Source organism: Blastococcus sp. HT6-4 (genome assembly GCF_039679125.1).
Lineage (GTDB): Bacteria > Actinomycetota > Actinomycetes > Mycobacteriales > Geodermatophilaceae > Blastococcus > Blastococcus montanus.
Map to the genome: position 1 here is coordinate 1,534,241 of NZ_CP155551.1, position 19,901 is coordinate 1,554,141.

General features: G+C 74.5%; 22 protein-coding genes and 1 riboswitch. Of the genes, 13 read left to right on the top strand and 9 right to left on the bottom strand.

Annotated elements, in window-relative coordinates; translation table 11 throughout:
* Positions 1–55 precede the first annotated feature (55 nt).
* Together ABDB74_RS07525 and ABDB74_RS07530 are read right to left on the bottom strand one after the other, a co-directional pair.
* The gene (locus tag ABDB74_RS07525) at positions 56–895 is read right to left on the bottom strand and encodes a cytochrome c (protein ID WP_346622978.1); all 840 of its coding nucleotides are present in this window, start codon (positions 893–895) and stop codon (positions 56–58) included.
* Between the two features lie 7 nt (positions 896–902).
* Complete coding sequence (locus ABDB74_RS07530) at positions 903–1,523, bottom strand: heme-copper oxidase subunit III (protein WP_346622980.1); 621 nt, start codon at positions 1,521–1,523, stop codon at positions 903–905.
* A gap of 123 nt (positions 1,524–1,646) precedes the next feature.
* Between ABDB74_RS07530 and ABDB74_RS07535 the strand changes: the two genes are divergently transcribed.
* Positions 1,647–2,075, top strand: a complete 429-nt coding sequence (locus tag ABDB74_RS07535) for a hypothetical protein (protein WP_346622982.1) — start codon at positions 1,647–1,649, stop codon at positions 2,073–2,075.
* Positions 2,076–2,083: 8 nt separating this feature from the next.
* Positions 2,084–3,142: an anthranilate phosphoribosyltransferase gene (trpD, locus tag ABDB74_RS07540; RefSeq protein ID WP_346622984.1), complete on the top strand. Its 1,059-nt coding sequence runs from the start codon at positions 2,084–2,086 to the stop codon at positions 3,140–3,142.
* 90 nt (positions 3,143–3,232) lie between these two features.
* On the opposite strand, the gene ABDB74_RS07545 is transcribed toward trpD, so the two are convergent.
* Together ABDB74_RS07545 and ABDB74_RS07550 are read right to left on the bottom strand one after the other, a co-directional pair.
* Positions 3,233–3,520 carry an Lrp/AsnC ligand binding domain-containing protein gene (locus tag ABDB74_RS07545; protein ID WP_346622986.1) on the bottom strand — a complete coding sequence of 96 codons (288 nt, stop codon included), beginning with the start codon at positions 3,518–3,520 and terminating at the stop codon, positions 3,233–3,235.
* Entirely contained in the window at positions 3,517–5,337 is a 1,821-nt protein-coding gene (locus ABDB74_RS07550; RefSeq protein WP_346622987.1) for a DEDD exonuclease domain-containing protein, read from the bottom strand. Before ABDB74_RS07550 ends, ABDB74_RS07545 begins: the two co-directional genes overlap by 4 nt.
* A 168-nt stretch (positions 5,338–5,505) precedes the next feature.
* Here ABDB74_RS07550 and ABDB74_RS07555 point away from each other — a divergent pair, with 168 nt between their 5' ends.
* The 4 genes from ABDB74_RS07555 (at position 5,506) to ABDB74_RS07570 (ending at position 9,839) form a co-directional block, all read left to right on the top strand.
* Complete coding sequence (locus ABDB74_RS07555) at positions 5,506–5,832, top strand: hypothetical protein (RefSeq protein ID WP_346622989.1); 327 nt, start codon at positions 5,506–5,508, stop codon at positions 5,830–5,832.
* 182 nt (positions 5,833–6,014) lie between these two features.
* A riboswitch (cyclic di-AMP (ydaO/yuaA leader) is annotated at positions 6,015–6,192 on the top strand.
* Positions 6,193–6,315: 123 nt separating this feature from the next.
* Positions 6,316–7,293 carry a C40 family peptidase gene (locus ABDB74_RS07560; protein WP_346622991.1) on the top strand — a complete coding sequence of 326 codons (978 nt, stop codon included), beginning with the start codon at positions 6,316–6,318 and terminating at the stop codon, positions 7,291–7,293.
* Between the two features lie 138 nt (positions 7,294–7,431).
* Positions 7,432–8,712, top strand: a complete 1,281-nt coding sequence (locus tag ABDB74_RS07565; RefSeq protein WP_346622992.1) for a M48 family metallopeptidase — start codon at positions 7,432–7,434, stop codon at positions 8,710–8,712.
* Complete coding sequence (locus tag ABDB74_RS07570) at positions 8,709–9,839, top strand: glycosyltransferase family 4 protein (RefSeq protein WP_346622994.1); 1,131 nt, start codon at positions 8,709–8,711, stop codon at positions 9,837–9,839. Before ABDB74_RS07565 ends, ABDB74_RS07570 begins: the two co-directional genes overlap by 4 nt.
* Positions 9,840–9,880: 41 nt before the next feature.
* On the opposite strand, the gene ABDB74_RS07575 is transcribed toward ABDB74_RS07570, so the two are convergent.
* Positions 9,881–11,674, bottom strand: coding sequence for a long-chain fatty acid--CoA ligase (locus ABDB74_RS07575; RefSeq protein ID WP_346622995.1), 1,794 nt, complete (start codon positions 11,672–11,674; stop codon positions 9,881–9,883).
* 156 nt (positions 11,675–11,830) lie between these two features.
* Here ABDB74_RS07575 and ABDB74_RS07580 point away from each other — a divergent pair, with 156 nt between their 5' ends.
* The 4 genes from ABDB74_RS07580 to ABDB74_RS07595 are packed head-to-tail and all read left to right on the top strand — an operon-like array spanning position 11,831 to position 14,696.
* Positions 11,831–12,262: an SRPBCC family protein gene (locus ABDB74_RS07580; protein WP_346622996.1), complete on the top strand. Its 432-nt coding sequence runs from the start codon at positions 11,831–11,833 to the stop codon at positions 12,260–12,262.
* Positions 12,263–12,268: 6 nt separating this feature from the next.
* Complete coding sequence (locus ABDB74_RS07585) at positions 12,269–13,417, top strand: ion transporter (protein WP_346622997.1); 1,149 nt, start codon at positions 12,269–12,271, stop codon at positions 13,415–13,417.
* Complete coding sequence (locus ABDB74_RS07590; RefSeq protein WP_346622999.1) at positions 13,414–13,710, top strand: hypothetical protein; 297 nt, start codon at positions 13,414–13,416, stop codon at positions 13,708–13,710. The genes ABDB74_RS07585 and ABDB74_RS07590 overlap by 4 nt, the downstream gene beginning before the upstream one ends.
* Complete coding sequence (locus tag ABDB74_RS07595; RefSeq protein WP_346623000.1) at positions 13,707–14,696, top strand: ROK family glucokinase; 990 nt, start codon at positions 13,707–13,709, stop codon at positions 14,694–14,696. Before ABDB74_RS07590 ends, ABDB74_RS07595 begins: the two co-directional genes overlap by 4 nt.
* A gap of 15 nt (positions 14,697–14,711) precedes the next feature.
* On the opposite strand, the gene ABDB74_RS07600 is transcribed toward ABDB74_RS07595, so the two are convergent.
* Genes ABDB74_RS07600 through ABDB74_RS07615 form a run of 4 tightly spaced genes read right to left on the bottom strand, consistent with a single transcriptional unit; the run spans position 14,712 to position 17,955 of the window.
* The gene (locus tag ABDB74_RS07600) at positions 14,712–15,947 is read right to left on the bottom strand and encodes a TIGR00300 family protein (RefSeq protein WP_346623001.1); all 1,236 of its coding nucleotides are present in this window, start codon (positions 15,945–15,947) and stop codon (positions 14,712–14,714) included.
* Positions 15,948–15,966: 19 nt separating this feature from the next.
* On the bottom strand, positions 15,967–16,458 hold the full coding sequence (locus tag ABDB74_RS07605; protein WP_346623002.1) for an SRPBCC domain-containing protein: 492 nt from the start codon (positions 16,456–16,458) through the stop codon (positions 15,967–15,969).
* A gap of 13 nt (positions 16,459–16,471) precedes the next feature.
* Positions 16,472–17,152 carry a hypothetical protein gene (locus ABDB74_RS07610; RefSeq protein ID WP_346623003.1) on the bottom strand — a complete coding sequence of 227 codons (681 nt, stop codon included), beginning with the start codon at positions 17,150–17,152 and terminating at the stop codon, positions 16,472–16,474.
* A complete protein-coding gene (locus tag ABDB74_RS07615) occupies positions 17,149–17,955 on the bottom strand; it encodes an alpha/beta fold hydrolase (RefSeq protein WP_346623004.1) in 807 nt (268 codons plus the stop codon). Before ABDB74_RS07615 ends, ABDB74_RS07610 begins: the two co-directional genes overlap by 4 nt.
* 111 nt (positions 17,956–18,066) lie before the next feature.
* On the opposite strand from ABDB74_RS07615, the gene ABDB74_RS07620 reads away from it, so the two are divergent.
* The 3 genes from ABDB74_RS07620 to ABDB74_RS07630 all read left to right on the top strand — a co-directional run bounded on the left by ABDB74_RS07620 (position 18,067) and on the right by ABDB74_RS07630 (position 19,849).
* The gene (locus tag ABDB74_RS07620) at positions 18,067–18,828 is read left to right on the top strand and encodes a lysophospholipid acyltransferase family protein (RefSeq protein ID WP_346623005.1); all 762 of its coding nucleotides are present in this window, start codon (positions 18,067–18,069) and stop codon (positions 18,826–18,828) included.
* Between the two features lie 80 nt (positions 18,829–18,908).
* The gene (locus ABDB74_RS07625) at positions 18,909–19,358 is read left to right on the top strand and encodes a RidA family protein (RefSeq protein WP_346623007.1); all 450 of its coding nucleotides are present in this window, start codon (positions 18,909–18,911) and stop codon (positions 19,356–19,358) included.
* A gap of 2 nt (positions 19,359–19,360) precedes the next feature.
* The gene (locus tag ABDB74_RS07630; protein WP_407062167.1) at positions 19,361–19,849 is read left to right on the top strand and encodes a polyadenylate-specific 3'-exoribonuclease AS; all 489 of its coding nucleotides are present in this window, start codon (positions 19,361–19,363) and stop codon (positions 19,847–19,849) included.
* The last annotated feature ends 52 nt before the right edge of the window (positions 19,850–19,901 follow it).

Genomic DNA, 19,901 nt, shown 5'->3' on the forward strand with positions numbered 1-19,901 from the left:
TCCGCGGTCAGCGTTCGCGCAGCAGTCGTGTTGACCGGCGGGCTCGCAAGCTCGCTCACGCCTTGCTCCCCATCCAGAAGATCCCGAACAGGAGGGCTCCGACGCCGACGACCCAGATGACCAGGCCCTCGCCGACGGGGCCGATGCGCCCGACCCCGGCGCCGCCCGGATCGGCCATCTCCTGCACCGTCTGGATGTAGGTGATGATCTCGCGCTTCTCCTCGGGGGTGAGCTGGTTGTCCCCGAAGACGGGCATGTTCCCCGGCCCGGTCAGCATCGCCGTGTAGATCTCGAGGTCGTTGGCGTCCTCGAGGCTCGGCGCGTCCTTGCCGGAGGAGAGCGCGCCGCCCTCGCCGACGAAGTTGTGGCAGGACGCGCAGTTGAGCCGGAAGAGCTCGCCGCCCTCGGCGATGTCGCCGCCGCGCAGGTCACCCGAGGGAAGGGTCGGGCCACCGCCGTTGGCCTGGATGTAGGCCATCAGCTGATCGATCTCCTCGTCGGAGAAGACCACCGGCTTGTCGGGCGCGTCGGCCTCCTGGCGCACCAGCGGCATGCGGCCGGTGTGCACCTGGAAGTAGACGGCGGCGGCGCCGACGCCGATCAGCGACGGGCCGCGGTTGGGCACGCCGTCGAGGTTCTCGCCGTGGCAGGTGATGCAGCTGCGGATGTACAGCTCGCGTCCCGCGGCCTCGGCGGCGGACTCGGTGGGCTCGACGGCGGCCTGCGCCGGCGCGAACACCGAGTAGAGGGCGCCGGTCAGCACCAGCGAGGCCATGAGGCCGGCGACGTTGGCCAGCCGGCGACGCTGCTTGGAGCGACGCCGCGCGCGGGCCCGGGCCGCCGGGGTGCCGGCGTCGTCGGGCTGGGCGTCGGAGTGGGGGTTCGTGGTGGACACCGGTTCCCTAGCGGATCAGGTAGATCGTGGCGAAGAGCCCGACCCACACGACGTCGACGAAGTGCCAGTAGTAGGAGACCACGATCGCCGAGGTCGCCTGTGCCGGCGTGAAGCGGCCCATGGTGGACCGGATGAGCACGTAGACGAAGGCCACGAGGCCACCGATGACGTGCAGACCGTGGAAGCCCGTCGTGAGGTAGAACACCGAGCCGTAGGTGGACGAGGCGATCGTCGTGCCGTCGTGGACCAGCTCGACGTACTCGTACGCCTGGCCGAGCACGAAGGTCAGGCCCATCAGGAAGGTGATCGTGAACCACCGCCGCAGCCCGTAGACGTTGCCCTGCTCCGCCGCGAAGACGCCGAACTGGCAGGTCACCGAGGAGGCGACCAGGATGATCGTGAACGTCAGCGCGTACGGCAGGTTCAGCTCGGTGGGCTCCGGCGGCCACCCGTCGGTGGCCCGGGCTCGCGCGGTGAAGTACATGGCGAACAGACCGGCGAAGAACATCAGCTCGCTCGAGAGCCAGATGATCGTGCCGACGCTGACCATGTTCGGTCGGGTCAGGGAGTGCACCCGCGAGGTGTCGAAGGTGCTGCTCGCCACGGGGGCCGTTGTCACGGGGGTCATCATGGCATCGGGGGGGCCCCGTCACGACCGCGGGGGCGGTGGGCGTGGCGGCAACGTGATCAGCTCGATACCGACTCGCGGGGTTGGCCTGCGCGGACGGCTCCGGGCACTAGGCTCGGCGGCGTGAGTGCTGCCGAGCCGCCCGCTGCACCGGCCACCGTCCTGGTCTACAGCCACCGACCCGAGGTCCGCGATGCCGTCCGAACGGCGGTCGGCCGGCGGCCGGCCGCGGACGTGGGGCCGCTCACCTGGGTCGAGTGCGCGACCGGTGACGAGGTGGTCTCCGCCGTGGACGCCGGAGGCATCGACCTGTGCATCCTCGACGGCGAGGCGCAGCCCACCGGAGGCCTCGCGCTGACCCGCCAGCTCGAGGTCGAGGTGGCCGACCGGCCCGCGGTCTGCGTGCTCATCGCCCGGCAGCCGGATCGGTGGCTCGCGCACTGGTCGCGGGCCGAGGCGACCCTGCCCCTCCCCGTCGATCCGCTGGTCGCGCCGGGCGTGGTCGCCGACCTGCTCCGCAGCCACGGGCGCCGCCCGGCCGCGAGCTGGTGACGCGGGCAGTGCCGTCGCCGTCCGCCGCCCCGAGCTGGCCGGGGTTGCTCAACCGCCTGCTCGCGGGTGTGGACCTGTCCGCGACCGACACGCGGTGGGCGATGCGCGAGGTAATGACCGGCGAGGCCACCCCGGCCCAGGTGGCCGGGTTCACCGTGGCCCTGCGGGCCAAGGGCGAGGCGCCGCAGGAGGTCGCCGGCCTGGCTGCCGAGATGCTCGCCCAGGCCACGCCGGTGGAGCTGCCCATGGACTGCGTCGACATCGTCGGCACCGGGGGCGACGGGGCCCACACCGTCAACATCTCGACGATGGCCGCGGTGGTGACAGCGGCTGCCGGTGCCCCGGTCGCCAAGCACGGCAACCGGGCCGCGTCGTCGTCCTCGGGCGCGGCCGACGTGCTGGAGGCGCTGGGCGTGGTCATCGATCTCCCCGCGGCGGCGGTGGCCCGCTGCGTCCGTGAAGCGGGGATCGGCTTCTTCTTCGCGCCCGTCTTCCACCCGGGCATGCGGCACGCGGCCGCGCCCCGCCGGGAGATGGGCATCGGCACGGTCTTCAACTTCCTCGGTCCCCTCACCAATCCGGCGCGCCCGGTGGCCGCGGCCATCGGCTGCGCCAATGCGCGGATGGCTCCCGTGCTCGCCGAGGTGCTCGCCGCCCGGGGGACGCGCGCGCTGGTCTTCCGCGGGGACGACGGTCTGGACGAGCTGACGACCGCGACGACGTCGGCGGTGTGGGCGGTGCGCGACGGCGCGGTGGAGGCCGACCGCGTGGACCCGGCCGTGCTCGGCATCCCGGTGCCGGCCCCCGATGCACTGCGGGGTGGTGACGCGCGCGTCAACGCGGACGTGTTCCGGCGGGTCATGGACGGCGAGCGCGGTGCGGTGCGCGACGCCGTGCTGCTCAACGCCGCTGCCGCCCTGGTGGCGTTCGACGCCCGCCCGGCCCGGCTGCACGACGCCCTGGCTGCCGGGCTGGAGCGTGCGGCCGCCGCCGTCGACGACGGGCGGGCCGCGGCGCTGCTGGACCGCTGGGTGGCCGTGACCCGCGAGGTGGCTCCGCCGCGCTGACGGAGGACCCGTCCTGCTCACGCCTCGCTCCGCGCGGGCGCGGGCCCTGGGGGGCGCCGACCCCCCGCCGGGGGTGGGTGCGGCGGCCTGTCAGTCCGCGGCGTCGAAGCCGATGGAGAACGCAGCCTCCAGGTCGTGTCGCGAGTAGGCGCGGAAGGCGATGTGGGTGTCGGTGTCGACGACCCCGGGCACCTTGTTGATCCGGCCGGCGATCACCTGGGCGACCTGCTCGAACTCGCGGACGCGGACGATGGCGATGAGATCGGCCTCGCCGGCGACGGAGTAGACCTCGCTCACACCGTCGAGCTCGGCGACGGCCTGCGCGACCTCGGCGATCGAGTCGGTGGCGGCATCGATCATCACGATGGCGGTGATCACACGGGGGATGCTAGCCGGGTGCGGCGCCCGGCGGGCGCAGCTGCGGCAACCCGCTCCGGCCGTGCGCGGGTGCCGAGGGATCGGCCGTCGGCGAAGGGGTCCTGCACGTCGCGCCCGGTCTCCACCCGGGTCAGGAACGCGCTGTAGCCCCCCGTGCCGGGCGCGGGGCTGGCCAGCGTGCCGGTCAGCTGGACCAGCCGGGTGCCGGGCTTCTCCAGCCAGCGGAGCACCAGTTCGGTCTCGTCGACCGACGTCGTGAGCTCGCCGGCGGCCCCGGCCACGGTCTCCGCGGTCGCCAGGAGCCCGGCCAGGACGCTGCGGACCGTGGTGCCGCGGGGAGCGTTCCCGGCGGCCGCGAGTCGGCCGAGCCGGACGACGGACAGCTCCCAGCCGCCGTCACCGTCGGGGCGGGCGAGCACGAGCTCCAGGACGGCGGCCAGTGACGCCAGCCGCTGCCGCCGACGGACCGCCCGCACGAGGACCGCGATCCGGTCGCGGAGCACGGCGGCGTCCTCGTACCGCTCCTCGTCGGCCAGCCGGTCGACCCGCTGCAGCAGCGGCGAGAGGAGCGGCCGCGGGTCATGGGTGACCGCGGCGGCGAAGACGGCGGCGACGTCGGCGTACTCCCCGACCGACTGGGCGCCGGTGCAGGGGGCGCCGCAGCGGCCCATGCCGGCCAGCGCGCAGGCGCTGACGGGAGTCCGCGGGGACAGCCGGGCGGTGCACTGTCGCAGCGGCAGGGCCTCGTGCACGGCCGCGACGGCGGCGTCGGCGGCCCGGCGATCGGGGAACGGTCCCAGGAACACCCCCGCCTCCGGACGGACGCGTCGCACGACCGACAGCCGGGGGAAGGGTTCCTCGGTGAGCCGGACCCACAGCGCGCGCTCGGGGAAGCGGGACCGGCGGTTGTAGCGGGGCTTGTGCTCGGCGATCAGGCGCAGTTCGCGCACGGCGGCCTCGAGGGCGTGCGCGCAGGGGATCGAGTCGACCCGCTGGGCCAGGCCCACCATCTCGGTGATCCGGCTGCGCTGCTCGCCGGAGGTGAAGTAGCTGCGGACCCGGCTGCGCAGGTCGGTGGAGGTGCCGACGTAGAGCGGCTCGTCGTTCGGTCCGCGGAAGAGGTAGACGCCGGGACCGTGCGGGACGCCGTCGGCCAGGTGCCGCTTGCGGCGCCGTTCCGGATCGACCTGGCGGGTGAGACCGGTGAGCTCCTCGAGCGTGGTGATCCCCAGCGGGCCGAGGCGTTCGAAGAGACCGTGCAGGACGTCGACGGTCGCGCGGGCGTCGTCGAGCGCGCGGTGCGTGGGGGAGGTGGCGGCCGAGAAGTAGGGGGCCAGCGTGGCCAGCTTGCAGTTGGGCACCTCGTCGCGGGTGAGCAGCCGCCGGGCGAGGACGGCCGTGTCCACCGACGCCGAGGTGGGCCAGACCAGGGCGTTCTCGGCGCAGGCCGCCTTGAGGAAACCCAGGTCGAAGGGGGCGTTGTGCGCGACCAGGACCGCGCCTCGCGCGAACTCCAGGAACGTCGGGAGGACGGCCCCGATGCGCGGTGCCGCGGCGACCATCGCCGAGGTGATCCCGGTGAGCACGCTGATGTAGGGCGGGATCTCGTGGCCGGGGTCGACCAGCGTCTGGAACTCCCCGAGCACCTGGCCGCCCCGGATCTTCACCGCGCCGATCTCGGTGATCGCGCTGTCCTTGGGCGAACCGCCGGTGGTCTCCAGGTCGACGACCACGAAGGTGACCTCGGCCAGCGGCGTACCCAGCTCCTCGATGGCGACCTGCTGGTAGCGCTGCGACGCGGTGGGGAGTGGTGGCACGGCCGGGACGCTAGGTCGGGGTGCTGACAGTCCGGGGGACGCGCGCCGCCACGCGGAGCCGTGGCGGCGACAGCGCGGGTGCCCGGCCGGCCGGACCGGTCGGCGGCCGAGCGGAACTGTCGGTGCCTGCACCTAGCGTCCGCGGCGACTCACGGAGGAGAAGAAGCGATGCTCATCGACTGCGACACCTGCACCGCGCGTGGAACCGGCTGCGCCGATTGCGTGGTCACCGTTCTGCTGGGCGCCCCACCGGGATGGCAGGGGGTCGATCCGGTGGTGGTGCCGATGACCGGGCGGCCGGCGCGTGACGTCCCGGCCGCGCTCGCCGCGGAGGACGTGGTGGTGCCCCCGCCCGGCGTGGTGGTGGAGTTCGACGACGTGGAGCGCCGGGCGGTCCGGGCGCTGGCCGACGGTGGCCTGGTGCCGCCGCTGCGCCACCGCGAGGGCGCGGAGGAGTCGGGCAGCGGGGGCTCCGGCGGCCGCCGCACCGGCTGACCTGCGCGTCGGCGGTGCCCGCGAGTGCCCGGTCGAGGTCCTGGCACGCGTCAGGCGCGCCGTGTCACCCGTCCGTGGACGCCTCGCGCGTATCCGGCTGTCCCGTTTGTCCCGGCCATGATCACGGTCGTAGGGTCGTCGCCGTCCGGACGGGTGGTCGTCATCCGCAGATGGATGGCCCCGGCCGGACACCGCCTAATCACCGGACGGCGCGCACCACCGGCGCCCGAGGTGAACCGGGGACCCACCGCACTCCTGGGGTGAGTTCTCCCGCGGCCGGCACGCCGGCGAGCGGGGGATAGGGCCAGTCTTCCCAGCCCGAACCCGTCAGCTAACTCGGTCGGCGGTCGCAGTGGAAGAAACGGAGAGCCGCCGCACGTGGCGACCCCCTACGCCCGACAGACGCACGCCCCCGAACTCCTCCATACCGACCTCCGGCCCCGGCAGTCGCGCGGCCGCCGGTTCGGACCGCTGCATTCGGGTGTGCTGATCAGCGCCACCGCCGCCCTGACCCTCACGCTGATGCCGGGTACCGCCTCCGCGGTTCCCGGTGACGCCACCGTCGACCAGGTCGCCGCGCAGATGGCCGAGGCCGGGCACGAGCTGGAGGTCGTCACCGAGCAGCTCAACGACGCCCGCGTCGCCCTGGCGCGGCACCAGAGCGACGTCCAGGCCGCCTCGGCGGCGGCCGGTGCCGCGCAGGACCGGGTCCGCGCCCTCGACGGCCGGATCCGGCTGCTGGCGCGCAGCGTCTACACCGGCAGCGGGATGTCGCAGCTCGACGTGCTGCTCAGCAGCGACTCCGCCGACCATGCGGTGAGCCAGCTCGGCACCCTCGAGGCGATCGCCGGGCACACGAACGAACTCCTGACCGAGGTCTCCGTGGCCTCCGAGCAGGCGGAGCAGTTCCGCGAGGCCGCCGACGAGGCCGCCGCCGACGCGCAGCGGGTCGTCGACGAGATCAGCGCGAAGCAGGCGGAGCTCGAGGCGAAGATCGCCGACTACCAGCGTCGCTACGAGACGCTGACCGCCCCGCAGCGGGCGCAGCTGGCGCTGGCGCACGGCGGGGACAGCCTGCCCGCGCCCAGCGGCGTCGTCGCTCCCAGCTCCGCTGCGCAGGCGGCCGTGGACACCGCGCTGGCGCAGGTCGGTGACCCCTACGTCTGGGGCGCCGGCGGGCCGAACGCCTTCGACTGCTCGGGCCTGACGTCCTACGCCTACGCCGCCGCCGGCGTGATGCTGCCGCACTCCAGCCGCGCCCAGTCGCAGATGGGCACGGCCGTCCCGCGCAGCCAGCTGCAGCCGGGTGACCTGGTGTTCTTCTACAGCCCGGTCAGCCACGTGGGCATGTACATCGGCAACGGGCAGATGGTGCACGCGTCGACCTCCGGCCAGCCGGTCAAGGTGGCGAGCCTCGATGCGATGGGCAACTACAACGGCGCCCGGCGCATCGCCGGCTGACAGCCTCGGGAGCATCGCAGCGAGGGACGAGCGAGGAGCGGACCGGGGCGCGGAGGCCGGCCAGTGCCATCGCCGGCTGACAGCCTCGGGCACCGGACCGGTCCGGTGCCGGGGACCGTCCCACCTAGGATCGCTCGGGTGACCGGGGGTGGACGGGCAGGAGCTCGTGCCGCACTCGTCACCGCGGCCGTCCTGGGCGCGGCGCTGGTGGTGGTCATCGTCGTCCGCACGCCGTGGGAGGTGCTGCCCGAGCCGCCCGGTGGGTACACCGATCCGGACCCCACCGCGGGGCTGGACCCCCGGCAGATCGCCCTCGCCGAGGCCTTCGCCACGGCGATGCGCCCGCTGTCGCTGATCTCCATCACGCTCGGGCTGGCGGTCTCGGCGGTCCTCGGTCTCACCCCGCTGGGCGGGCGGCTGATGCGCGCCGCCGCGGCTCCGTTGCGCCGGCGGTGGTTCGCGCAGGTGCTGCTCGGCGTGCCCGCTCTCGTCGTCGTCGGGCGGCTGGTCACCCTGCCGGTGTCGGTCTACGCGGAGGTCATCCGGCACCGTTACGGCCTGTCCACCCGCGGCTGGGGGCTGTGGCTGCGCGACGTCGCCGTGTCCCTGGCGATCAGTGCCGCGCTGACCACGCTGGTGGTCCTCGTCTTCCTGTGGCTGGTCCGCCGGGCCCCGCGCAGCTGGTGGGCCTGGGCCGGTGCCGCGGTGGCGGGGCTGGTGGTGATCGGCTCGTTCCTGTACCCGGTGGTGATCGAGCCGGCGTTCAACGAGTTCGAGCCGCTGCCGGCCGGTGAGCTGCGCAGCGAGCTGCTGGCCCTGGCCGAGGAGAACGGCACGCCGGTGCAGGACGTCCTCGTCTCCAACGCCTCCCGCCGGACCACCACCCTGAACGCCTACGTCTCCGGCTTCGGGTCCACCCGGCGCATCGTCGTCTACGACACGGTCCTGGCCGAGCTGCCCGACGCGGAGATCGAGGCGATCGTGGCGCACGAGCTGGGGCACGTCGTGGCCCAGGACGTGCTGACCGGAACCCTCATGGGTGCGCTCGGGGCCGGCGCGGCCACCGCGCTCGCGGGCTGGCTCCTGTCCTCGCCGCGGTTGCTGCGCCGGGCCGGCGCCGAGTCGGCCGGGGACCCGCGGGTCGTGCCGTTGCTGCTGTTCCTGGTCGCCGTCGGCACGCTGCTGGCCACCCCGGTGCAGAACGTGGTCTCCCGGCAGATCGAGGCCCGGGCCGACGTGCGCGCTCTCGAGCTCACCGGAGATCCGGAGACCTTCATCGGCATGCAGCGCCGGCTGGCGGCGGGGAACCTCGGCGATCCGGACCCGCCCGCCGCCTGGCACTGGTTCTTCGGCAGTCATCCGACCGTGGCCGAGCGCATCGCGATGGCCCGGGACTGGCAGCGGTCGGAGGGCCCGTGACCCGCACCCTGGTCGTCACCAACGACTTCCCGCCCCGTCAGGGGGGCATCCAGACGTTCGTGGCCGCACTCCTCCAGCGCCGGCCGCCGGACTCTCTGGTCGTCCTCGCGTCGGACCACCCGGGCTCCGCGGAGCACGACGCCGCACTGCCCTACCCGGTGGTCCGCCGGCCCACGGGCATGCTCCTGCCCACCCGGGAGACCGCCCGGGCGGCCGTCGAGCTCGTCGACCGGTTCGGGTGCGCGACGGCGTTCTTCGGTGCGGCCGCCCCGCTGGGCCTGCTCGCCCCGGGGTTGCGTGCCGCCGGTGTCGGTCACCTCGTCGGCGCGACGCACGGCCACGAGACCGGCTGGGTGGCGATGCCGGGCAGCCGGCAGCTCATGCAGCGGATCGCCGCAGGGCTCGACGTCGTCACCTACATCAGCGAGTACACGCGGGACCGGCTGGCCCCGGCGCTGGGCGGCCGCACGCGGCTGGCGCAGCTGTCGCCCGGCGTCGACGTCGACCGGTTCACCCCCGGCGTCGACGGGACCGCTGTCCGCCGCCGGTACGGGCTGGGGGAGGCGCCCGTGGTCGTCTGCGTCTCCCGGCTGGTCGCCCGCAAGGGCCAGGACGTGCTGGTCGCCGGCTGGCCGCGGGTGCTCGCCCGGCACCCCGGCGCCCGCATGCTCCTGGTGGGTGGCGGCCCGGCCGAGCCGTCGCTGCGCCGCGCCGTCACGGCCGCCGGGCTGCAGGACTCCGTGGTCGTCACCGGGCCGGTGCGGCACGAGGAGCTGCCCGCCCACTACGCGGCCGGCGACGTGTTCGCGATGCCGTGCCGTACCCGCCGCGGTGGCTTGGACGTCGAGGGGCTCGGCATGGTCTTCCTGGAGGCTGCCGCCTGCGGGCTGCCCGTGGTCGCCGGCACCTCCGGTGGCGCGCCCGAAGCGGTCCGGCAGGGCGTCACCGGGCACGTGGTCGACCCGCGTTCGCCGACCGCGGTGGCCGCAGCGCTGGTCCGCCTGCTCGACGACCCCGACCGGGCGCGGGCGATGGGGAAGGCCGGCCGGGCCTGGGTGGAGCAGCGGTGGTCCTGGACCACGATCGCGGCCGACCTCGACCGGCTGCTGGACCCCGCGGAGCACTGAGCCCCGTCCCGCGACGGCGGGACGGGGCTCGGTGGGGGCCGTCAGCGGTCGTACAGGGCGTCGACCTCGGGGCCGAACTCCTTCATGACGACGTTGCGCTTCAGCTTGAGGCTGGGCGTCAGCATCCCGTTGTCCTCGGTGAAGTCGGTGCTCAGCACCGCGAACTTCTTGATCGCCTCCGCCTGGGACACCGCTTTGTTCGCGTCCGTGACCGCGGCGTCGATCTCGGCCAGCACGTCGGGGTCCTGGCGCACCTGATCGGCGCTGAGGTCGGGGGACTTGCCCTTGGACTCCAGCCACTGGGGCAGGGCCTCGGCGTCCAGCGTGATCAGCGCGGCGATGAACGGCCGCTGGTCGCCGACGACGATGCACTGGCTGACCAGCCGGTGAGCGCGCAGCCGGTCCTCGAGCACGGCGGGGGCCACGTTCTTGCCGCCCGCGGTCACCAGGATCTCCTTCTTGCGGCCGGTGATCCTGATGAAGCCGTCGGCGTCGATCTCGCCGATGTCACCCGTGTGGAACCAGCCGTCGGCGTCGATCGCCTCGGCGGTGGCCTGCTCGTTCTTCCAGTAGCCGCGCATGACCACGCCGCCGCGCAGCAGGATCTCGCCGTCCTCGGCGATCGCGGCGGACACCCCGGGGAGCGGGCGGCCGACGGTGCCGATCCTGATCGCGTCGTCGTGGTTCACCGCGGCCGCGGCGGTGGTCTCGGTGAGGCCGTAGCCCTCGAAGACGGTGACGCCGATGCCCCGGAAGAAGTGGCCCAGCCGCTCGCCCAGAGGAGCCCCGCCCGAGATGGCCCCCTGGCACCGGCCACCGAGGGCCGCGCGCAGCTTGCCGTACACGAGCCGGTCGAACAGCGCGTGCTGCAGCCGCAGGCCGAGCCCGGGGCCACCGGTGTCCTGCGCCCGCGACCAGTCGATGGCGACCTGGGCGGCCCGGTCGAAGATCCTGCCCTTGCCGGCGGCCTCCGCCTTGGCTTTCGCCTGGTTGTAGACCTTCTCGAACACCCGGGGGACGGCGAGGACGAAGGTCGGCTTGAACTCGCCGAGGTCCTCGACCAGGTTCGACACGTCCGGGGTGTGGCCGATGACCGTGCGGGTCTTGACGGCACCGACCTGCAGGACGCGGGCGAGCACGTGCGCCAGGGGGATGAACAGCAGCAGCGAGCCCTGGGTGTTCATGAACCGGCCGAGCAGGCTCATCCCGTTGCCGATCTCGAACAGGAAGTTGCCGTGGGTCAGCTCGCAGCCCTTGGGCCGGCCGGTGGTGCCGCTGGTGTAGATCAGCGTGGCGAGGCTGTCGGCGGCCAGCGTCTTCCGGCGGGCCTCGAGCTCGCTGTCGGGGACGCCCGCGCCGGCCTGGGTGAGGGTGCCGACCGCGTCGTCCTCGATCACGTGGACGCTCTTGAGGTCCGGCGCCTGGTCGCGCACCGAGTCGACGGCGGTGGCGTGCTCGTCCCGCTCGACGATGACCGCGGTGGCCCCGGAGTCGGAGAGGATCCACGCCACCTGGTCGGGGCTGGAGGTCTCGTAGATGGGGACGACGACGGCGCCGGCGGTCCAGATGGCGAAGTCGAAGACGGTCCACTCGTAGCGCGTCTTGGCCTGGAGGGCCACGCGGTCACCGGGGGCGACGCCCGCGGCGATCAGCCCCTTCGCGACGCCGGCGACCTCGGCGGCGAACTCCTTCCAGGTGACGTCCTGCCACTGGCCGTTCCGCCTGCGCCGGAGACCGACCGCGTCGCCGGCTTCCGCCACATTGGCGGCCAGCATGTCGGTCAGGGCCTCGCCGGGCCCGACCTCGGTGGTCACAGGAACGCTGAACTCGCGCACGCTGGTCCTCTCCTCCCCGCCGGCCGCGAGGCACCGTCGCCCGCGCGCCCCGGTACGGGGACGTCCGGGTCAATCTAGCCGCTGGTGCTACCGGGCAGTAGCTCAGTGCTGCACCGGGGAGGGCCGGTCCACCCGGGAGCCGATAGCCTGCTGGCCATGGCCGACCAGTCCACCCAGTCGATCGTCGTCGAGGCGCCCGCGGCGGAGGTCATGGCGGTCATCGCCGACTTCCCCGCCTACCCGCAGTGGGTCTCCGCCGCCAAGAAGGTCGAGGTCCTCGAGACCGGGGACGACGGCCGCGCCCGCCGCGTCCACTTCGTGCTCGACGCCGGCGCGGTCAAGGACGACTACGTCCTGGACTACACATGGGACGACGACCGCCGCGTCTCCTGGAACCTCGTCAGGGGCCAGATGCAGAAGCGGCAGGAGGGCTCCTACACCCTCGTCGAGACCGACGGCCGTACCGAGGTGACGTACTCGATCACGATCGACCTCTCGATCCCGATGCTCGGGATGATCAAGCGCAAGGCGGAGAAGGTCATCCTCGACACCGCGCTCAAGGAGCTCAAGAAGCGCGTCGAGGGCTGACCCGGCGTGCGCACGCTGCTGGTCACCGGCCCGGGTGGGGCGGGGACGTCGACGCTGGCCGCGGCGGCCGCCGTCCGGTGCGCCCGCGCCGGGCGTCGCACGCAGCTGGTGACCCGGCAGGCCCCACCGGTCCCCGGCCTGGCGGAGGTGGCCGGGCTGGGCGTGCAGCAGGTCGGCGGACGCCGGGCGGTCGAGACGTTCTGGGCCGCGCAGGCCGAGGCGCTGGGCGGGGTGCTGCCGCACCTGCCGCTCCCTCCGGAGAGCTCGGTCGTGCCGCTCCCCGGTGCGGAGGAGCTCGCCCTGCTGGGTGCCGTGGCCGGCGCGGACGCCGATGTCGTGGTGGTCGACGCCGGGCCGCTGCGGGACGGGCTCGCCTTCGCCGCCCTTCCCGGGGCGCTGCGCTGGTGGCTCGACCAGGCGCTGCCGCCGTCGGTGCGGGCGCTGGCCGCCGTCCGGACCGCCACGGTGTCCGCCGGTGCGGCGCGTCGCGGCCCGGTCGACACCGTGCTCGCCGCGCTGCCCGCCGTCGAGCGGCTGCTGGGGCACGACCGGCTGGCCGACCCGGCCGGCACCGCCGTCTGGCTGACCGCCGGTCCCCGCGCCGACGCGGTCCCCGCGCTCCGCCGGGCGGCGACGGCGCTGGGTCTGCACGGGCTGCGACCCGCCGCGGTGCTCGCGCGGGGGCTGCCCCCTCGCGGAACGGGGGAGTGGTGGGAGCGGCGGGCCGCCGAGCACGAGGCCGCGGTGACGGCGCTCGGTGCCGTCGCGCCCGTCCACCCGGTCGCCGAGCTCGCCGGGGCTCCGGCCGACCCGGCAGAGGCCCTGGCGCTGCTCGACGGGATCCAGCTGCCGGCCGCCGGTGGCCCGCCGCCCCCGGCGCCCCGGCGCTGCGACGGCGGCTGGCAGCTCGCCGTGCCGCTGCCCTTCGCCGAGCGCACCGACGTGGGCCTGACCCGGTGGGGCGATGACCTCGTGGTGGGGGTGGGGGAGGATCGTCGTTCGCTGCGCCTGGACTCGTTGTTGCGCCGCTGCGAGGTGACCGGTGGCCGGCTGGCCGACGCGGGAACCGCCGACGCGCGCCTCGAGGTCAGCTTCCGCCCGGATCCGCAGCTGTGGCCGGCCGACCTCCTGAAGGCCGAGGAGAGGACGTCATGACGACCGGTGCCGACTGGTTCGACCAGGCCCGCCGACTGCTCGAGGCCGCGAGCGCCGGCGCCCGGCCCGCCCCGGACGCCGACGGGGCGCACGGGGACGACTGCCGCTGGTGCCCGGTCTGCCAGGTGGCGGCCGTCGTCCGCGGTGAGCGTCCCGAGGTCACCGCGGCGCTCGCCGACGTCCTCACCACGGCCGCGGCCGCGCTCCGGACGTTCGCCGAGACCCCGGGCGCGGCGCCCGCGGACGAGCCGGGTGGGGAGCAGCCGCCGGTGCAGCGGATCGACATCGCGTGACCGGCCCGGACGCCGCGGGGCTGCCCGCGCTCGGCATCGACATCGGTGGCACCAAGGTGGCCGGTGGCATCGTCACGCCCGACGGCTCGATCCTGGCGACCGCCCGCCGGGCCACGCCCGGAGCGTCGGTGCGCGACACCGAGGACGCGATCGCCGCCGTGGTCGAGGAGCTGGCCGACGGGTACGACGGCGCGCTCGTCGGCGTGGGCGTCGGTGCTGCCGGGTGGTTCGACCGGACCGGTGACACCGTGCTGTTCAGCCCGCACCTGGCCTGGCGGAACTCGACGCTGCGCAAGGACCTCGCCGCCCGGCTGCAGCGGCCGCTCTGGGTGGGCAACGACGCCGACGCCGCCGCCTGGGCGGAGTACCGCTACGGCGCCGCGCAGGGCGCCGACCTCGCCCTCATGGTCACGCTGGGCACCGGCATCGGCGGCGGGATCGTGCTGGACGGGCGGCTGCGCCGCGGCTCGCACGGTGTCGCGGGGGAGTGGGGCCACATGCGCGTGGTCCCCGACGGCCGGCTGTGCGCCTGCGGCAACCGCGGCTGCTGGGAGCAGTACGCGAGCGGGACGGCGCTCGGGCAGACCGCGCGCGAGGTGGCCCGCACCTCCCCGGCCGCCGCGGCGATGCTGCTGGAGCGGGTGGACTGCGAGCCGGACCGGCTCACCGGCGAGCACGTGGCCCGGGCCGCCTACGACGGCGACCCGCTCGCTCTCGAACTGGTCACCGAGGTGGGCTACTGGCTGGGCCAGGGGATCGCGGACCTGGCCGCCGTCCTCGACCCGGAGGTCGTGGTGATCGGCGGGGGCGTCAGCGTGCTCGGGGAGATGGTCCTCCGCCCGGCGCGCGAGCGGCTCGAGCGCGCGCTGCCCGGCCGCGGCTTCCGCCCGGGGCCGCGGATCGTGGCGGCCGCGCTGGGCGCCCAGGCCGGCATCGTCGGCGCCGCCGACCTGGTGCGGCAGGCCGTCGCCGAGGGCGACGCCTGAGCCCGTCGCCGAGGATCACTCCGGGCAGAGCTCGCGGGCGAGCTGCTCGAGGAACAGGCCGATGTCGGTGACGATGCCCATCGCCTGGGCGCTGCCGCGGTCGGCGAGCTTGGTGACCGTCGCCGGGTTGATGTCCACGCACACCAGCGGGATCGACGCCGGCAGGATGTTCCCGGTCGCGATGGAGTGCAGCATCGTGGCGACCATGATCGCGAACCCGACGTCGTGCAGCTCGGCCCGCATCGCCCGCTGACCGTCGATCACGTCGGTGAGGACGTCGGGCAGCGGGCCGTCGTCGCGGACCGAGCCGACCAGCACGAACGGCTTGCCGGCCCGCACGAGCGCGTGCATCACGCCACCGGTCAGGACGCCGGATTCCACGGCGGCGGCGATCGAACCGGCGGCGCGGATGGTGTTGATCGCCCGGATGTGGTGCTCGTGCCCGTGCGGCACCCCGGAGCCCTTCGCGAGGTCCACGCCGAGGGAGGTCCCGAACAGCGCCGCCTCGATGTCGTGGGTGGCCAGGGCGTTCCCCGCGAACAGGACGTCGACGTAGCCGGCCTGCACCAGCCGGACCACGGCGGGGGAGGCGCCGGTGTGCACCACGGCGGGCCCGCCCACCCACAGGATCCGCCGGCCGGCCGCCTTCACCTCGCGCATCCGCTCGGCGATCTGCCGGACGAGCAGCGCCTGGGGCTTCTCGCTGGACACCGCCGAGGACATGAAGCCGAAGTCCTCCTCCTCGCCGCGGGGCGCCCGTGGCGGCAGCTCCACCCGCACGCCGTGGGCCCCGCAGACGACGGCGTCCCCGGCGCGCACGTCGCTCACCGGGACGGTGCGGACGACCGGGCCGGCGTCCCCGGAGGTCACCACCAGGCCGCAGTCCATCTCCGGGTTGACCACGCGCAGCCAGTCCTGGTCCAGCCGGACGAGGGTGTCGAGGTTGGTCGTGGAGTAGAAGTCCTCGGGGAAGACGCCGTCGGCCGGGGCCGGCCGGGTGCTCGCGGTGCCGGGGTCGACCGGATTCGCGCCGTGCACCTGCACCCGCATGAGGATGCGGTCCAGCCGCTCGGCCCCGTCGGCGCGGATCTCGACCAGGGCCGTCGACTCGTCCTCGTGCTCGCGGCCGAGGTCGAGGTCGCTGATCCGGTAGTCGCCGCCGTACTCGAGGACGTCGTCGAGCACCCGGGCGAGGATGCCGGTGTCCATGAGGTGGCCGGTCACGGTCACGGTGGCGGTGTGCGTGCTCACCGGCCGCACGCTAGTGGACTCACCCGGCCTCGGCGGTCCGCTTGACGCCCTCGAGCCAGGCCAGGTGCTGGGCGCGCAGCCGCCGCTCGGTGAACAGCCAGGGCACGAAGGCGCCGGCCAGCGACTCCGCCACCCGCAATCGCGTCCCGCCGCCCGGCAGTGGTTCCAGGACGTGCCGGTCGACGGCGTTCACCCACAGCGACCGGCCGGTCCAGGTGAGCTCGTGCGGTGGCCGGACGACGGCGAGCACGGCACGGACGGGGAACCCGCGGATGCGGAAGGACAGCGGCTCGCCGGCGGCGAGCCGGGGGGGGCGCACCGCGCCGAAGGCGGGGTCGAGTGCCGGGTACCCGGCCACGTCGGCGACGACGGCCCACACCTGCTCCACTCCGGCCCGGATGTCGATCTCGCTGGCGGAGAAGATCTGCGCCTGCGTGTCGATCCGGCCCCGGGAGGCGTACTGCTCGTGCAGCGTGGCGAAGCCCGGGCCGGTGTAGAGGAGTCTCGCCACGGCGTCCCGGCCCTCAGACGACCGCGCCGTCGTCGCCGTCGTCGGACCGGTCGCGCATCCGGGAGACGAGCATCGCGACGCCACCGGCGACGACCGCCCCGCCGAGCACCAGGCCGGCGTCGGCCGAGAGCCGCAGCACCGAGGGCGCCCCGATCAGCAGGATGCCCGCGGCGACGAGCAGCAGCGCGTAGAGCACCGCGGGCGCGGGCACCGGCAGCGGCGGTGGCGGGGGCGGCTCGTAGTGCTCGTCGGGCCGGTCGAGGACGGGCACCTCGTGGGCCACGGGCGGCGGCGCCTCCGACGGCTGCTGGTCGACGGCGGCGCGACCGTGCTCGGCCTCGAACGCCGCGACGATGCGGCGCCACTCGGCGTCCTCGTCGACGTCGCGCCGGACCGCGGGGCGGGGCGGCCGCGGCCGGGCGGGGTGGTCGTCGGCGTGCTGGTCGACCAGCACCCGGGCCTCGGCGTGGCGCGTGCGGTCGACGAACAGGCGGTCCGACGGCGGGCTCGGCAGGAACACCGAGCGGGTGTAGGGAGCGACGTCCGCGGAGGGCTCCAGGTACGCGGCGATGCCCGCGGCCCCGAGCATGTCCAGCAGGTGCTCCCCGACCCGGGGGTCGACGTCGCGCACCGGGCTCCACAGCGTGGCGTCGAGGCCGTTGTCGCGGCGTCCGCGTCCGCGTCGCTCGGTCATCGGTGGTCGGCCGACGGGGCGGCGGGCACGCGCGCCCGGATCCACTCGACCGAGCGGTCGAAGATCAGCGGCGCGTCGTTGTCCAGGGTGGCCACGTGGTAGCTGTCCTCCAGGACGACCTCGGTGGTGTCCGTGCTGCCGACGCCGGCGAGCAGGATCCGGCTGTTGACCGGTTCGACGACGTGGTCCTCGCGGCTGGTGAAGACGATCACGGGGGCGGTGACCCGGCCCAGCTCGGCGCGGGTGGCGCTCCAGAGGCCGCGCAGCTGCAGCATCGCCCGCGTGGGCAGCCGGGGATAGGCCAGCTCGGAGACGCCCGGCTTCTTGATGTCACTGGCGATCGGGGCCCAGCTGGCGGTGAGCCGGGCGAGCAGGGGCAGCACCTTCGCGTCCAGCCGCTGGGTCAGCAGGGCCGGGTTCACCAGCAGCAGGCCGGCGACGTCGTCCCGGCGGACCTGCGCCAGCCGGGTGGCCAGCGTGCCGCCCATCGACAACCCGGCCACGAACACGCGGTCGCAGGTCGCGGCGAGCCGGTCGAAGGCCTCCTCGACCGTCGCCGTCCACTGGTCGTGGGTGCTCGCGTTGCAGTCCTGCCAGCGGGTGCCGTGGCCGGGCAGCAGCGGGCACCGGACGGCGAAGCCCTCGGCGGCCAGGCGCTCGCCCCAGGGCCGCATGCTCATCGGCGTCCCGGTGAAGCCGTGCACCAGCAGCACGCCGGTGCGGCCGTCGGGGCCGTCGCCGCCGGGGAGGTCGAACGGCTCGGCGCCGGGCATGACCTCGGGTGCGGGGGTCGGTCCGGGCACGGTGCTCCTTCGTCGCCGCCGGCGGACGGCCGGTGTCGGGTACCTCACGGGAGGGGCCCCGATTGTGATTCGGGACCCAGGCTCCCTAGTCTGGCAGTCCCCGAGGGAGGCGTGTTGTTCTACTGGTTCCTCAAGTTCGTCGCGATCGGCCCGGCGGCGAGGGTGATCTTCCGCCCGAAGGCCGAGGGCACCGAGCACGTGCCCTCGACGGGCGCGGCGATCCTGGCGAGCAACCACCTGTCCGCGTCCGACTGGGTCTTCATGCCGATGCAGCTCAAGCGGCGGGTGACGTTCCTGGCCAAGGCCGAGTACTTCACCGGCACAGGGGTCAAGGGCTTCCTCCAGCGGGCGTTCTTCACCGGGGCGGGCCAGGTGCCCATCGACCGGTCCAGCGCCTCGGCCGCCGAGAACGCCATCCAGACCGGCATCCGCATCCTGCGCGAGGGCAAGCTGCTCGGCATCTACCCGGAGGGCACCCGCTCGCCGGACGGGCGGCTGTACCGCGGCAAGACCGGGGTCGCGCGCATGACGCTGGAGACCGGTGTCCCGGTCATCCCCGTCGCGATGATCTACAGCCGGCGCCGGCTGCCGTTCGGCAAGGAGCTGACCCAGGTGCGGCTGCGCTTCGGCGCGCCCCTCGACTTCTCCCGCTACGAGGGGCTCGCGGGCGACCGCTTCGTCGAGCGCTCGGTCACCGACGAGATCATGTACGAGATCATGACGCTCTCGGGCCAGGAGTATGTCGACGTCTACGGCGCGACGGTGAAGAAGTCGATGGACGCCACGGGCGCCAGCGCGAACGACGTCGTCGCCACCCTGCAGCCGCCGGCCACCGAGGCCGCCGACCGCGCGCCCACGACGCTCGCCGGCTAGCGGGACACGAGCCGGGGCCGCCCACCCGGCTGCCCCGCGTTCCGCTGTCGGGTCGGGGCCGGGTGTCCCATGATCGGGACGTGACCACTGGCATCGAGCTCGTCCGTCCGGCGGGCCTGAGCGGCACCGTGCCCTACGCCTACGCGGCGGTGACCGATCCCGGGCGCATGGTCTTCACCGCCGGCGCCTGCCCGCTGGACGCCGACGGGAACACCGTCGCCGTCGGCGACGTGGCCGGGCAGGCGCGGCAGGCCGTGGGCAACCTGGTGGCCGCCCTCGAGGCGGCCGGTGCGGGGCCGGCCGACGTCCTCAAGACCACCGTCTTCGTGGTCACCCGCGACCGGGCGGACCTGGTGGCGGCGTGGGACGTCGTGCGTGCCGCGTTCGGCGAGCACGACGCCCCGAGCACGCTGGTGGGGGCCACCGTCCTCGGCCACCCCGACCAGCTGGTGGAGGTCGAGGCGGTCGCCGTGCGGGACAGCTGGCAGGAGCCGGGGCCGCCGCACGACGCCTCTACCGTTGACGCGTGACCGTGCGGCGCTACTTCTACGACACCGAGTTCATCGAGGACGGCACCACCATCGACCTGGTCTCCATCGGCGTCGTCGACGAGACCGGCCGGGAGTTCTACGCCGTCAGCACGGAGTTCGACCCGGACAAGGCGATCCCGTGGGTGCGGCGGAACGTGCTCGACCAGCTGCCGCCGCCCGCGGACCGGGCGTGGCGCAGCCGGGAGCGGATCCGGGAGGACCTGCTGTCCTTCCTCACCGCACCGGGTGAGGAGATCGAGCTGTGGGCCTGGTTCGCCGCCTACGACCACGTGGCGCTCGCCCAGCTGTGGGGCGCGATGCCCGCGCTGCCCCGGCCGATCCCGCGGTTCACCCGCGAACTGCGCCAGCGGTGGGACGACCGCGGGCAGCCGCCGCTGCCGCCGAAGCCCGCCGGCACCCACGACGCCCTGGTCGACGCCCGCTACAACCTCGAGCGCTGGAACGCCATGGAGGCGGCGGCCCGGCACTGATCGCCCGGGCGGCACGTGACCGTGCGCCGATCGTGGTGATGGCGCGGACACC